General features: G+C 42.2%; 18 protein-coding genes. 7 read left to right on the forward strand and 11 right to left on the reverse strand.

All coding sequences use genetic code 11. The features are described 5' to 3' along the window. Positions 1-538, forward strand: a 538-nt coding sequence (locus ACQ93I_RS09690) for a transposase (protein WP_431698332.1), incomplete at its 5' end; no start/stop codon positions are given. 143 nt (positions 539-681) lie between these two features. Here the strand turns inward: ACQ93I_RS09690 and trxB are convergent. Then, positions 682-1,653: a thioredoxin-disulfide reductase gene (gene trxB / locus ACQ93I_RS09695; protein WP_431698333.1), complete on the reverse strand. Its 972-nt coding sequence runs from the start codon at positions 1,651-1,653 to the stop codon at positions 682-684. 140 nt (positions 1,654-1,793) lie between these two features. On the opposite strand from trxB, the gene ACQ93I_RS09700 reads away from it, so the two are divergent. Next, positions 1,794-2,432, forward strand: a complete 639-nt coding sequence (locus ACQ93I_RS09700; RefSeq protein ID WP_345598350.1) for a trimeric intracellular cation channel family protein — start codon at positions 1,794-1,796, stop codon at positions 2,430-2,432. Between the two features lie 144 nt (positions 2,433-2,576). Beyond that, positions 2,577-2,930, forward strand: a complete 354-nt coding sequence (locus tag ACQ93I_RS09705; RefSeq protein ID WP_431698334.1) for a hypothetical protein — start codon at positions 2,577-2,579, stop codon at positions 2,928-2,930. Here ACQ93I_RS09705 and ACQ93I_RS09710 read toward each other — a convergent pair. The 10 genes from ACQ93I_RS09710 to ACQ93I_RS09755 all read right to left on the reverse strand — a co-directional run bounded on the left by ACQ93I_RS09710 (position 2,927) and on the right by ACQ93I_RS09755 (position 11,278). Then, the gene (locus tag ACQ93I_RS09710) at positions 2,927-3,343 is read right to left on the reverse strand and encodes a DUF6691 family protein (RefSeq protein ID WP_431698335.1); all 417 of its coding nucleotides are present in this window, start codon (positions 3,341-3,343) and stop codon (positions 2,927-2,929) included. The genes ACQ93I_RS09705 and ACQ93I_RS09710 overlap by 4 nt on opposite strands. A 1-nt stretch (position 3,344) precedes the next feature. Continuing rightward, positions 3,345-3,902: a YeeE/YedE family protein gene (locus ACQ93I_RS09715; RefSeq protein WP_431698336.1), complete on the reverse strand. Its 558-nt coding sequence runs from the start codon at positions 3,900-3,902 to the stop codon at positions 3,345-3,347. Between the two features lie 76 nt (positions 3,903-3,978). Continuing rightward, positions 3,979-4,878: an NAD(P)-dependent oxidoreductase gene (locus ACQ93I_RS09720; RefSeq protein WP_431698337.1), complete on the reverse strand. Its 900-nt coding sequence runs from the start codon at positions 4,876-4,878 to the stop codon at positions 3,979-3,981. A 92-nt stretch (positions 4,879-4,970) separates the two neighbouring features. After that, on the reverse strand, positions 4,971-6,512 hold the full coding sequence (locus tag ACQ93I_RS09725; RefSeq protein WP_431698338.1) for an acyl-CoA carboxylase subunit beta: 1,542 nt from the start codon (positions 6,510-6,512) through the stop codon (positions 4,971-4,973). An 18-nt stretch (positions 6,513-6,530) separates the two neighbouring features. Beyond that, on the reverse strand, positions 6,531-7,973 hold the full coding sequence (gene accC, locus ACQ93I_RS09730) for an acetyl-CoA carboxylase biotin carboxylase subunit (protein ID WP_431698339.1): 1,443 nt from the start codon (positions 7,971-7,973) through the stop codon (positions 6,531-6,533). A 49-nt stretch (positions 7,974-8,022) separates the two neighbouring features. Next, positions 8,023-8,508 (reverse strand): biotin/lipoyl-containing protein, encoded by a 486-nt coding sequence (locus ACQ93I_RS09735; RefSeq protein ID WP_431698340.1) that lies wholly within the window; start codon positions 8,506-8,508, stop codon positions 8,023-8,025. 128 nt (positions 8,509-8,636) lie between these two features. Then, positions 8,637-8,993: a DUF3703 domain-containing protein gene (locus tag ACQ93I_RS09740; RefSeq protein WP_431698341.1), complete on the reverse strand. Its 357-nt coding sequence runs from the start codon at positions 8,991-8,993 to the stop codon at positions 8,637-8,639. A 9-nt stretch (positions 8,994-9,002) separates the two neighbouring features. Continuing rightward, positions 9,003-10,340, reverse strand: a complete 1,338-nt coding sequence (locus ACQ93I_RS09745) for an MBL fold metallo-hydrolase (RefSeq protein WP_431698342.1) — start codon at positions 10,338-10,340, stop codon at positions 9,003-9,005. 132 nt (positions 10,341-10,472) lie between these two features. Then, a complete protein-coding gene (locus ACQ93I_RS09750) occupies positions 10,473-10,961 on the reverse strand; it encodes a DUF2231 domain-containing protein (protein WP_431698343.1) in 489 nt (162 codons plus the stop codon). A gap of 2 nt (positions 10,962-10,963) precedes the next feature. Next, positions 10,964-11,278: a hypothetical protein gene (locus ACQ93I_RS09755; RefSeq protein WP_431698344.1), complete on the reverse strand. Its 315-nt coding sequence runs from the start codon at positions 11,276-11,278 to the stop codon at positions 10,964-10,966. Between the two features lie 131 nt (positions 11,279-11,409). Here ACQ93I_RS09755 and ACQ93I_RS09760 point away from each other — a divergent pair, with 131 nt between their 5' ends. The 4 genes from ACQ93I_RS09760 to ACQ93I_RS09775 all read left to right on the forward strand — a co-directional run bounded on the left by ACQ93I_RS09760 (position 11,410) and on the right by ACQ93I_RS09775 (position 13,284). Further along, on the forward strand, positions 11,410-11,757 hold the full coding sequence (locus tag ACQ93I_RS09760) for a hypothetical protein (protein WP_431698345.1): 348 nt from the start codon (positions 11,410-11,412) through the stop codon (positions 11,755-11,757). Positions 11,758-11,844: 87 nt separating this feature from the next. Beyond that, complete coding sequence (locus ACQ93I_RS09765) at positions 11,845-12,267, forward strand: DoxX family protein (RefSeq protein ID WP_431698346.1); 423 nt, start codon at positions 11,845-11,847, stop codon at positions 12,265-12,267. Next, the gene (locus ACQ93I_RS09770) at positions 12,248-12,667 is read left to right on the forward strand and encodes a sulfur reduction protein DsrE (protein WP_431698347.1); all 420 of its coding nucleotides are present in this window, start codon (positions 12,248-12,250) and stop codon (positions 12,665-12,667) included. Before ACQ93I_RS09765 ends, ACQ93I_RS09770 begins: the two co-directional genes overlap by 20 nt. Before the next feature lie 23 nt (positions 12,668-12,690). Then, positions 12,691-13,284, forward strand: a complete 594-nt coding sequence (locus ACQ93I_RS09775) for a TlpA family protein disulfide reductase (protein ID WP_431698348.1) — start codon at positions 12,691-12,693, stop codon at positions 13,282-13,284. Positions 13,285-13,313: the final 29 nt, after the last annotated feature.

Consider the following 13,313-nt stretch of genomic DNA (forward strand, 5'->3'; position numbering starts at 1 on the left):
TAGTGAAGAAAATTACACAGACCTGAAAGAAAAGAACATAACTGCTTTTGTAAAATACAACTACTTCCATAAAGAACAGCGCGATAAAAAGCACAGGGAAAACCCGTTCCACCCAGATAACCTTTTTTACAATCCAGAAACGGACACCTACTACTGTCCCATGGGGCAGGCGATGAACAAAATCAACACCTATGAAAACCAAACCAAAAACGGCTTTACTCAGGAAATCCACCGCTATCAGGCTCAAAACTGCCAGGGCTGTCCACTGCGGGGCAGTTGCCATAAAGCAAAGGGAAACAGGATCATTGAACGCAACCACAACCTGATCCGCCTGAAAGACAAAGCAAAAAACCTGCTCCTAAGTGAAGAGGGGGTAGCACATCGCAAGCGAAGATGCTGGGATGTAGAGGCAGTCTTTGGGAATATTAAGCAAAATATGGGCTTTAAACGGTTTATGCTACGGGGAATGGAGAAAGTAACCACCGAAATAGGGCTAATAGCAATGGCACACAACCTAAAGAAGTTCAGTATAGCCTAGAGAAAGGTTATTCTGACTGTTTTCTAAACCTCCGATCCAAAGGACTCAGGTGAAAAAACCACTCCTTTAAATATCTACCAACAAAAAGGCCGCCTAAAAATTACTTTTTAGACGACCTCTTACTTTTACTCTTATTTCAGAAGTTATTTTGTACTTACTTCTTCATTACTCTCTACTGTAGCAAGATATCTTTCGGCATCAAGCGCAGCCATACATCCTGTACCTGCAGCAGTAATTGCCTGGCGATATTCTTTATCCTGCACGTCACCCGATGCGAATACACCCGGTATATTTGTTTTAGTACTTTTCCCGCTGGTGATCAGGTAACCAGTACTGTCCATATCCAGTTGTCCCTTAAATATTTCGGTATTTGGTTTATGTCCAATAGCGATAAAAAGTCCGGTGATCTTGATCTCCTCTTTTTCACCAGTTTCATTATTTACTATTCGAAGGCCTTCAACCACCTGCTCTCCCAGAACTTCATCAACTTCAGAATTGAATCTTACCTCCAGGTTTTTAGTATTAAAAACCCTGTGCTGCATAGCTTTTGAAGCACGAAGTTCGTCTTTTCTAACCAGCATGGTCACTTTGGTGCAAATATTGGCGAGATAAGTAGCTTCTTCGGCTGCCGTATCTCCTCCTCCAACAATTGCAACTTCCTGGTTTTTGTAAAAGAATCCGTCGCAAACAGCACAAGCCGATACGCCGCCGCCTCTTAAACGCTGCTCACTTGGAAGCCCTAAATACTTTGCCGTTGCCCCTGTTGAAATGATCACAGTCTCTGCTTCAACCCAGGTTGAATTGTCAACACACACCTGGTGCACTCCACCTTGTTCTTTGCTGAACTGCACTTCGGTCACCATCCCTATGCGCACCTGGGTTCCAAACCTTTCGGCTTGTTTCTGAAGGTCTATCATCATCGCAGGACCATCAATACCCTCAGGGTAGCCAGGAAAATTATCAACTTCGGTAGTGGTAGTTAACTGCCCGCCAGGTTCCATCCCTGTGTACATTACGGGGTGAAGATCTGCCCTCGCAGCATATATGGCCGCGGTATAACCCGCAGGACCCGAGCCTATTATAAGACATTTGATTCTCTCTCTGGTTTCACTCATGATATAAAAATTTCTTGATGTAAAAGTAGTAACTTTAAAAGAAACCTGGAATTTTAAACATACAGATTTGTTATACAACAATAACTTATGCCATTGATAAGCCATTTTAGAAGCTCCCGCTATTACCATACCTTTGTGGCATGATCGAACTGTCCTTCTTTAATATCCTGGACCTTTTAGGAACCGTTGCCTTCGCAATCTCGGGTGCACTTTCGGCAATGAACCGCCGGCTTGATCTCTTCGGAATTTTTATCATCGCTTTTGTAACGGCTATTGGTGGAGGTACCATAAGAGACATCCTTATAGGCAGCACGCCGGTTACCTGGATGGAAAATACGATCTATATCTACCTTATAGGTTTAGTAACCATACTGGCTATAATCTTCAGAAAAAAACTGGACCACCTCAAAAAATCTCTTTTCCTGTTTGATTCTATAGGACTGGGAATCTTTACAATAACAGGAGTTGAACTGGGTATACAAAATGACCTCAACCCAATTATCTCCATTACCCTGGGAACAATGACAGGAACTTTTGGTGGCGTTGTAAGAGACATTTTATGTAACGAGATCCCGGTGATCTTTAGAAAAGAGATCTACGCTACCGCCTGTATTGTAGGAGGCCTCGCTTTTATCTTTTTCTATGAATTAGGAATGGCGCAAGATGTGATTTACATCATTACTTCGGTCACCGTGATAGTAATAAGGCTGCTGGCGGTAAAGTTTCATATCTCCCTTCCTTCGTTTTACCTGTCGCAGGAAAATACCCTTCAAAAATAGCATTTTTGACACCTCATTTTTAACAGGAAAAGATTTACAGGAATTACCTGTATTTTATGTAACGATTTCATTTACAGGAAGTCTTTAAAGTAAGTATCAAAATCCCCCGAAGAAATTGATTACTAACTTTTAAAGATATGTGCTATGAAACGTTTCAAATTATTACTGCTGACTTTAATAATTAGTGTAAGCACTGTGATTTATGCTGAAGGATCTAAAAAGATCTACGACCTCAACAGCCTTTCTGCCGAAATTGAGCATATACTTCGGGATGCCAATCAAAATCTTGAAGAAGGAAATTCTATCACTGTCTTCTTTTCTGTTTCTGAAGACAAAAGCATTCAACATGTTAGCGTTGCAGCCGGAAAACCTGAAATTTGCAATTTACTTCGGAAAAAACTGCAATCTCAGAAGCTTGACGGCACAAAATGGCGCGAAGGCATGATCTACGAGCTTTCTATCATCGGGAGATCTCCAGTAGCCTGCATCTCCCATTAATGAGGCAACTTCTTCCGAAGTAATCCGTAAAGAAAAGCGCCCCCCACGGCACCAAGAAGCACAACAATGACTGAGACATACCCTGCACCTATCAACGTGTAAATGGGCCCGGGACAGGCACCGGCCAAAGCCCAGCCAAGTCCAAAAATAATACCTCCCAAAAAGTACTTTTTGAAGCCTTTTTCTTTAGAGGCTATTTTTATGGGATCTCCAAAAAAGGATCTTAGGTTCTTCCTTTTGATAATTTGCACACCAATAACCCCTAAAAGTAATGCGGAACCAATGATCCCGTACATATGAAATGAATCAAACCTGAACATTTCATAGATGCGAAACCAGGAGGCCGCTTCAGATTTGTACATCACAATCCCAAAAAAGATTCCTATCACTATATATCCTACTGTTCTTCTCATCCTAAAAAATTATTGGAAATAATAAATGAACCATTACAAGGCCACCAATAAAAAAACCAATTACAGCAATCAATGAAGGTAGCTGCAGGTTGCTTAAACCCGAAATCGCATGGCCCGAGGTACATCCGGCAGCATAACGGGCGCCAAACCCTATCAATACCCCACCCATTAACAGGATTATAACCGATTCGAAATTACCAAGTGCTTCAAGGCTAAAAAGCCTCTCAGGAAGATAAGCTTCGCCGGCACTTAAGAACCCGAGCTCTTGCAGGTTTAGAACAGTTTCTTCAGAAATATTTACAGCATTGCCATTAGAAAGCAAATGTGCCCCAATAAATCCGCCAATTGCGGCACCCAAAATCACCAGCAGGTTCCAGCGGCTGGCTTTCCAGTCTACATTGAAATAATCTGATTTCTTACCTGCCCCGCAAATGGTACACATGGTTTCAAGATTGGAAGACATTCCAAATTTCTTACCCATAAAAATGAGCAGGAACATTACCAACGCTATTAAAGGCCCTGCTACATACCACGGCCAGGGTTCAAGGATCATTTCCATAGATAAAATTTTTGCAAAGATAAGGCTTAAGGTTCTCACCACTTCGGGCAAATCATTATAAAACCTGATGCCGGGATTACTTCAGGAAATCTTTCACATTTTGCAGCACTATTTCTGAAAGCCTTCTCTGGGTTTCGGCAGCCCAGCCCGCACTTTTATCTGCCGTTATTACCCGCGGCAGATTTTCAGTTTCGGGAGAAAGTTCCTTCTTTCCATCCCCGTCAAAAATGGCAAAATTCCTTTCCCTTTTTATCCAATCCTTAAAAGCTGATTCTTCAAAAGGCAGGCCAAGGGAAGTGTTGATGAGGATCTTTCCGGTGCCAAAAATGTCAAATTCGGGGCTGCTTAAAAGTACCGTATTTCGCGGAAGGTGAAAGGAAATGACATCTACCGTTTGTAACAACCCCTGCAAGGGCAGGTAACTTATCCCGTTTTCGAGATCTTTTTTGCGGGTACGGCTGTAATAAAAAAGTTTTGGCCCAAAGGGTTTGAGACATTTGGCCAGCAGTTGCCCCGTCACCCCAAATCCAATAATCCCGATTTTTTTATCGGTCAATTCCACAGGCATTTCCTGCCATTGATGTTTTCCAAGACCGTGGAATAACCTTATTATTTCTGAAACTATGAACTCGGCCACTCCCGGATCACCATAGTCTCTTATACCGGTTACAGTTATTCCTCTACTTCGGGCAAAATTCACTGCTACATTAGCCGAAGCGTCATCGTATAGACTACAGGCCATTCCAATATACCTGAGATTTGGAGACTGCTTAATTATTTTTTCTGAAATCTGGGTCTTCCAGGAGACCAGCACCGCGTCTGCATCTCCAATCCTCTCCATCGTTTCCTCTTCCGATTGAGGTTGGTCATCATAAACAACTATCTCATTTACACTCATTTTCTGCAATTCTTCGAGCGCCCAGGGCTCGAGCTTGGTGTAATCGACGCAGACGATCTTTTGGAATCTTTGAGACATGAGATGTTAGATATGAGATTTTAAATGTGCTACTTTAGACGATAGACGGTAGCTTTGGACTCCACAATTCTATAACTTTGAATAACCGCAGGTTAAAGCGGTATGTTTCCATGTTTACGGTCTATTCGCAGCACTTCCTTATTTTCGAGCATACTAAAAGCCTTCAGGAGTTTTCTACGCGTGTCTTTGGGTTTGATAACTTCATCAATAAATCCGCGTTGTGCTGCCTTAAAAGGATTTGCAAATTTCTCTGCATATTCCTTTTCTTTTTCCGAAAGTTTAAGTTCAGGGTCTTCCGCAGCTTTGATCTCTTTTCTAAAGATGATCTCACTGGCACCTTTTGCGCCCATTACGGCAATTTCGGCAGTAGGCCAGGCAAAATTCAAGTCGGCACCAATGTGTTTGGAGTTCATCACATCATAGGCCCCGCCATAAGCTTTTCGGGTAATTACTGTTACTCTGGGTACGGTTGCCTCGCTTAGTGCATAAAGTAATTTTGCACCGTGAAGAATGATCCCGTTCCACTCCTGATCTGTCCCCGGCAGGAAGCCCGGCACATCAACAAGAACGAGTAAGGGAATATTAAAGCAGTCGCAGAAGCGCGTAAAACGAGCCGCTTTTCTGGAAGATTCCACGTCCAAAACACCTGCAAGGCTCATGGGCTGATTGGCAACTATACCTATACTTCTGCCTCCCAGTCTTGCAAAACCCACAATGATATTATCGGCGTAATCTTTATGGATCTCAAAAAAGGTGTTTTCGTCTATTATTCCCTGAATCACCTCATGCATATCGTAAGGCTTATTCGAACTATCGGGCACTATAGATTCCAGCTCTTCCCGCACCTCATCACTAAATTCATAAGGCAGTTTTTCGGGGCAATCTTTATTATTTTGAGGCATATAGCTCAGCAGCTTCTTTATGTCCTCCAAACAGCTAATATCATTTGCCGCAGTACGGTGTGTTACCCCGCTTTTAGTAGAATGCGTACTCGCGCCTCCCAATTCTTCGGAAGTTACTTCTTCATTGGTTACCGTCTTCACCACATTGGGCCCGGTAACGAACATATAACTTGTATCCTGAACCATCAGCGTAAAATCGGTCATGGCAGGGGAATAAACTGCACCACCCGCACAGGGGCCCATAATCGCCGAAATTTGCGGAATAACTCCTGAAGCCTGTACGTTTCTATAAAAGATATCTGCATAACCTCCCAAAGATTTCACGCCTTCCTGAATCCTCGCACCACCGGAATCGTTAAGACCAATAACAGGGGCTCCCACTTTCATTGCGTGATCCATGATCTTGCAAATCTTTTCGGCATGTGTTTCAGAAAGAGACCCTCCAAAAACGGTAAAATCCTGTGCAAATACATAAACGAGTCGGCCTTTAATAGTACCGTAACCAGTTACTACCCCGTCGCCATAATACTGCTGCTCTTCCATCCCGAAATCGGTCGTGCGATGTGTCACCAGGATACCAATTTCCTCGAAAGAACCTTCATCGAGTAAATAATCTACCCGCTCGCGGGCAGTAAGTTTTTTTTGTTGATGTTGTTTTGCTATTCTTTTCTCGCCACCGCCCTTAAGAGCTTCGGCCATTTTCTCTTCCAGCTTTTTTGTATTGTCGCTCATAAAATTCTGCTTCCGGTTTTACTTGTTGGGTAATCTCAATTTCTCCCTGTCCTGTAAATACTGTTTTAATGCCACTAATGCAGCCAACTCAGCTTCGTTACGGGTCTGGGATTCCAGCTTTTCTGCGGAATAATATTTCTTTACAAAATGAGTATCAAAATTTCCACTTCGGAAGGCTTCATGCTCAAACACAAATTTTCCGAAGGGAAGCGTAGTACTCACTCCTCTTACTTCATAGTTATTGATCGCCTGAAGCATACGCTCAATGGCTTCCTCACGGGTTTTTCCGTAGGTAATAAGTTTCGCCAGCATAGGATCGTAATAAATAGGCACTTCCATTCCTTCTTCAAAACCATCGTCAAGCCTCACTCCTTCTCCAGACGGGGTCTTGTATGTCTCAAGCAATCCCACACTGGGCATGAAATCTTCGAGAGGATCTTCAGCATAGACCCGCAACTCTAAAGCATGACCCGAAATTGTTAGATCCTGTTGTGAAAAAGCCAAAGCTTCTCCCCGGGCAATTCTTATTTGCTGCTCTACCAGATCTATCCCGGTGATCAATTCGGTTACAGGATGTTCTACCTGCAGGCGGGTATTCATTTCCAGGAAATAAAAATTTCTGTTCTCATCCATGAGGAATTCTACTGTCCCGGCACCTACATAATCGCAGGCTTTAGCCACTTTGACTGCAGCTTCTCCCATCTTTTGACGTAAATCTTCATCAAGAATAACTGAAGGAGCTTCCTCCACCACTTTTTGATGGCGTCTCTGAATACTGCATTCGCGTTCAAACAGATGCAGGTAATTTCCATGACTATCGGTAAGGACCTGTATCTCGATGTGCCGCGGACTTCCCACATATTTCTCAATAAAAACAGAACCATCTCCAAAAGCCGATTCTGCCTCACTTATGGCCCGCTTCATCTGGTCTTCAAGGTCTTTCTCTTCTTCCACCACACGCATACCTTTTCCGCCACCTCCGGCCGAGGCTTTGATCAAAATTGGAAATCCAATTTCAGTGGCTATTTTTTTAGCTTTTTCGGGGTCTGTGATGGCCTCATCGATTCCGGGAACCATGGGAATCCCGTAATCCTTAACGGCATCTTTTGCAGCCAGTTTGCTGCCCATGACCCTGATTGCTTTAGAGCCCGGGCCAATCCATGTGAGGCCATTTTGCTCCACTTTTTCGGCGAAACCGGCATTCTCACTTAAGAAGCCGTACCCGGGGTGGATTCCGTCAACCCCAAGATCTTTTGCGACTTCAATAATTTTATCCCCACGCAGGTAAGATTCATTTGAAGAGGCTTCCCCTATACATACTGCCTCATCTGCAAATTTTACGTGAGGTGCGTTACGGTCAACCGTAGAGAATACTGCGACGGTCTTTATTCCCATATTTCGGGCCGTCTTCATAATTCTAAGGGCAATTTCGCCCCTGTTGGCTATAAGTATCTTTTTCATTCTGATTTTTTGATTTGGAAATTGGTACTTGAAAACGGGAACTTATGTTCTATTCCATTTCAATAAGCAACTGGTTTTTATCTACCGTTTGCCCTTTTTTGACCGTAACTGTTTTTACCACTCCGTCGCGTGGTGCAGTCAGGGTATTTTCCATTTTCATAGCTTCAAGAACTAAAAGGTAATCTCCTTCCTTTACCTCATCCCCTGCCTTTACCTGTACATCCAGGATCATTCCGGGCATAGGTGCTTTAATATCATTTATAACCTGTGCGGCGGCCAGGCTCAATCCCATATCTTCAATGAGCAGATCGAGTTCATTGAAGATTTTCACCTCGTAGGGTGCAGAATTGACTTTGACAGTGTAAGAACGATCTAAAAAATCAGATTTTTGAAGACCGGTTGCGAATGATCGATGGTTGTGGAGCACGTGACCAGGGCCACCAGTATTCTCCTGTAGATCAAGAGTTTCTATTTGTTCCCTGGTAAACTCGAATTCCATGCTCCCGTTTACCTTTACTTTATATTTTTCTTCCATTTATGCGTTTTTTATGCGCTTTTTGGTAAATATAAAAAATAATAATCCGCTATTTTTAGGAAATTTTGAATAAAGGGTAAAAAAAAAGCCCCAAAAAGGGGACTTTTTTACTCCATATTTTAACACTGTTACCTGAATAATTTTTGAATATCTTGTGGCAGCGGCATGGGCTGTAAAGGTGGAACATTTGCTCCTCCCGTGTTTCCCAAAGGAATTTTCCCCACAAAAGATTTAACACCTCCAACAAGCAGCCGGGGCAATTGTCCCAGTACTTCTTTAGCATCTTTTATACCTATACCAAACCTTAGCATAAGCCAATGTGCATAAGAATGTTCCCGGGGATAAGCCTGACCAATGATATGCGCCCGCTCAAGATGGTGCCATGCATGGATAAAATCCCCCTGCCGCAAAGCCTGTTTATACTGAACAAGTTCGCGCAGGTAGAAATATTTAAGCCGCTTCGGAATTTTAGTATAAAACTTCATCTTTGAAGATTAACTGAATTTCTTAATGTCTTCACTTAGGTCAAAAACTTTTGTCTTCGGAAAATGGTTCTCAATAATACTGCTTCCTGCCGAAGATCTATACCCACCGGCACAGTGCACTACTATAGGTTTATCTGCAGGAATTTCATTAGAACGCTCCCTTAGTTCATTAAGAGGAATGCTGATGGCAGTGTCAAAGATCTTTCCCTGGGCTACTTCACTATCATTCCGGATATCTACAATGTTGTATTTTTCCTGGTTGTTTTTGAAATCTTCCAAATCGAAACTATCTGAACTTTCCAATGAATTACGTGAAAGGCTTACCACGCCTCTCACCTGCTTTTCATAGCCTATTTTAGCAGTTCGCTCCAGGATTTCGCCTACCTGTTCAACACTATCTACCACCAGGTAAAAAGGTTCTTCTGGTTTAACGATAGCCCCAAGCCAGGTTTCAAACTTGTCATTTTCTGTACGTGCCATGATGTTTATGCTGTTCGGTAAATGCCCTTTTTTAAAGGTATCGGCATCACGTACATCGACAACAGTGATCCCTTCTTCCACTTTATCTACCAAAAGCTGAAGCTTAACAGCTGCTTTTGTCTGCTGTACATTTTCGGCTCCGGTTTTGTTTACATCTACATTAAATCCGAAGTAGTGCGGAATAAATGGCTGATCCTGCAAAATCGTTTCCACGAATTTTTCTTCTGTTTGCTCCTGAAATGCCCAGTTGTACTTACGTTCGTTTTCAAGCGTGCTGCTGGAATCTGTGCTCATATTCTTTCCGCAGAGCGATCCTGCGCCATGAGCAGGATAAACCAGTGCCTCACCCGGCAGATCATTGTATTTATTTTGAATAGTGTGGTACATGGCCTTTGCAAGCTCTACCCTTTTGGCAGTCATGTTTCCCACTTTTTCTCTAAGATCGGGCCTGCCCACATCACCTATAAACAAGGTATCACCAGTAAATAAAGCAGTTTTTGCATTGGCTTCAGCAACAATAGTGATACTATCGGGGGAATGTCCCGGAGTATTTATAGCTTTAAAAGTTACCTGCCCCATTTGAAGCGACTCTCCTTCATCAAAAGCTTTATGTTCATAATCGGCACCAAGAAGTTTACTTACATAAATAGTAGCACCTGTTTGTTCGTGGATCTGGCAATGACTACTAACAAAATCGGCATGAGGGTGGGTTTCAAAAACTGCCACAATTTGTGCATTTTCCTCTTCAGCATATCGATAGTACTGTAAAGGATTTCTACTGGGATCAACCAACGCCATCTTCCCATCACTTACTATGGCATAGGAGTAGTGTGCAAGAGGGCTATCTTTAAATTGTTTGATTTTCATGATGTCTAATTTTAAAATTCTTCAGCTACGGGTATACCCCATAAAAAGCCATGGCAAAAATACCCTTTTTTGGCAGGATGATAGGTAACAAGGGTTACAGAAGATATTTTTCAAAAATTTACTGCTGTTATTCTATTCAAATTCAGCACAGTTGCCTGAGGGAACATAAACCCCTGCAGCCTGTTGATAAACCAAAGTAGCACCAAGGTGCCCGGTATAGGTAAGGGTACCGGTGCCGGTAGCCAGCAAGAGAATCAGGATTATTCTGAATAATATATTATTAAAAATAGGATATTTAAGCTGCCTTAAAAGATCTACTCCCAAGCCAGCAGTAAAGAGCCAGGCAGTAGTCCAGGCCATATTTTCATGATCTTTTAAAACAGTAGGATCACAAATTTTTCTTGAAACTATACCATCTGCAAGGTCTCCGGTAAAAATAGCGATCCACACTGTGATAACCCCGCCAATAAGTAAAACAGTCCCTCCCCGCTCCCATAGGTCTCGGGAGTATCTTAACGCTATTACTTTAAACAAGAAAGCCACCACCAGCAAAGCGATGGGGAAATGGACAGACAGAGGATGAAAAACCTCTGTCCGCCAAAAATCGGGTATTTCTTCCATATTTATTCGAGGACCCTAACCGCCAATGGATTAAGTCTTTTCCCTTCTTTTTCTACCTCAACTTCTACTTTCATGCCCTCTTTCAAAGTAGAGAATTCAACGCTGTTCCCATCACGGGTAAGGCTTGTACTATCGCTAAAATAGAGTTCGAGGGTTTGGTTCTCATCAGTTTCAACATAGATCTCTGTCTTTGAAGGTTCTACTTCCTGGATGGTTCCCTGGTAAGTTCCTGACTCCACTACATCTGTACTTTCACCACAGGCAAAAAACAAGAAAATTGCAGAAAACAATAGGGAATTGACAAATTTGGTTTTCATAAGTTTTAGTTTGGTTTACAGTTTTTTGTAACCTCTAATTTACCTAAAATGCTGCTCTTCCCAAAACCTTATGAAACTTATGTAACAAATGTGACACATATTTTTCAGGTCAATTATTACTTTTGCTCCTCATGGGTTTTAAAAACTACATAGCGGCATTTTTGGTCCTTCTTTTCCTTGGAAAGATGGTCTCAATAGATGCAAAACTCTTAGGGATCATTTTAAATGCTTCTGAAGTTAGCCTGGTAAATAAAATGTGCCCTAAACAGCAACTGGACAAGGATTCTCCAGATGAATTTGCACAGGCAGATTTAGAATCTCATTTTGAATTTGACTACCTATGCCAGGTGGCTTTTGACTTTAAGCCGGACGAGGAGGTCAATACCGTTACCCACGACAACTTCAAAAAACACAGTTACCGGGCGCCGGGGATTTTTTCTATTTCCCGGGACAAATTCTATCCGCCCCCCAGGGTTTAATTTCAATTCCTGAAAATTACTCCGGCTGAAAATCTGGCTCCCTGCCGATTATCACAGCCATATTCATTCATTTTATTTATTACTATAATGACCACTACAACCATAGTGAGCCGTCGTTCGGTACAAATTTTCCGAATGATGTTAAGCGGGATATTCCTTGTGGCGAGTTCAAGTCATTTGCTCAAGGTGGAAAAAACGCTGCAACGAATAGAGCAGGCCAGTTTTAAAGATATAGCCTATTTTTTTGGAGAGCCGCGTTTCATGGTTATCGCCTCCGGAATTGTGATGCTCCTGGCCGGAATAAGTTTATTAATTGGGTTCAGGACCCGATGGGCAGCAGTAGTTTTACTTGCCGTTCTTATTCCGATTACTCTGACCATTCAGGTAGGACAGATCACGACCCTTGGCCCTTTATTTAAAAACATCGCCATTATGGGCGGGCTTGTTTTCTTCATATTAAACGATTTCGATAAACCTCAAAATACAAATCATGAAAAAGATATTTTATAGCAGCATATTAATCATGTTCGCATTATTTACAGTTAATACTCAGGCACAAACACAGCCTTCAGAAAACACGAATTACGTAGTTCTTACCAGAAAAGTCCCCCAGTTAAAACCTATTATTTTGGCGGCACAGGAACTTGCTAAACAAGACGGACATCATTTTGGAGATTTCCAGGTAGTAGTTTGTGGTAAGGCTGTTCAAAACCTCACCAATGAAGAAATGATGAAAGACTTCATATCTCAGGCCGGGCAGGCAAATGTTACCATAAATGCATGTGGTTTCTCCCTGAAAAAGTTTGGAGTGGATCGCGAAAAACTGCACCAGAGTTTAAATGTGGTGGAAAACGGCATTCTCTACAATTTTGAATTACAAAAGAAGGGCTATTTAAGTATTGAATTATAATATCAACAAAAAACGAATTTATCATGAATAAGAAACTGAAAAAGAATTTAATAGAATACGGAATTATAGGAGCAGTCCTGATTGGCCTTTTTGTCACCGGCCTCCACACAGAGGTATTTGGATTTCTGCAACGTGGAATTTTGGCCACCGGAATTATGGACCCAAAAATTGAAGAAAAAGCTGATATAGCTGCGGTAACTCCGGCCAAAGGTGCAGTCCTGGACCTTAGTCTGGTCAATTCTAAAGGTGAAAAAGTTAATATGGAACAGTTTCGCGGAAAAGTTATTTTTCTAAACTTCTGGGCCACCTGGTGTCCTCCCTGTATCGCTGAGATGCCAGGAATTAATAAGCTTTACCAGGATGTGAAAGACGACAATGTCGAGTTTATAATGCTCTCTGTAGATCAAAACTTTGAGAAAGCTAAAAAGTTTAAGGATAGAAAAGGTTATGGATTTGAGATCTATAGAGCTGCAGGACCAATACCTCAAATGTATTCTACCCGCAGTATTCCCACTACCTATGTGATAGATGCCGATGGTAATCTTGCACTTACCCATCTTGGAATGGGGGATTTTGACACAAAAGATTTCAAACAGTTTCTAACCGAGCTTCAATAGAGAAATGGCTGCCCTAACCCGGTAGCCTT

The sequence above is a fragment of the Salinimicrobium sp. WS361 genome (assembly GCF_050750585.1).
Lineage (GTDB): Bacteria > Bacteroidota > Bacteroidia > Flavobacteriales > Flavobacteriaceae > Salinimicrobium.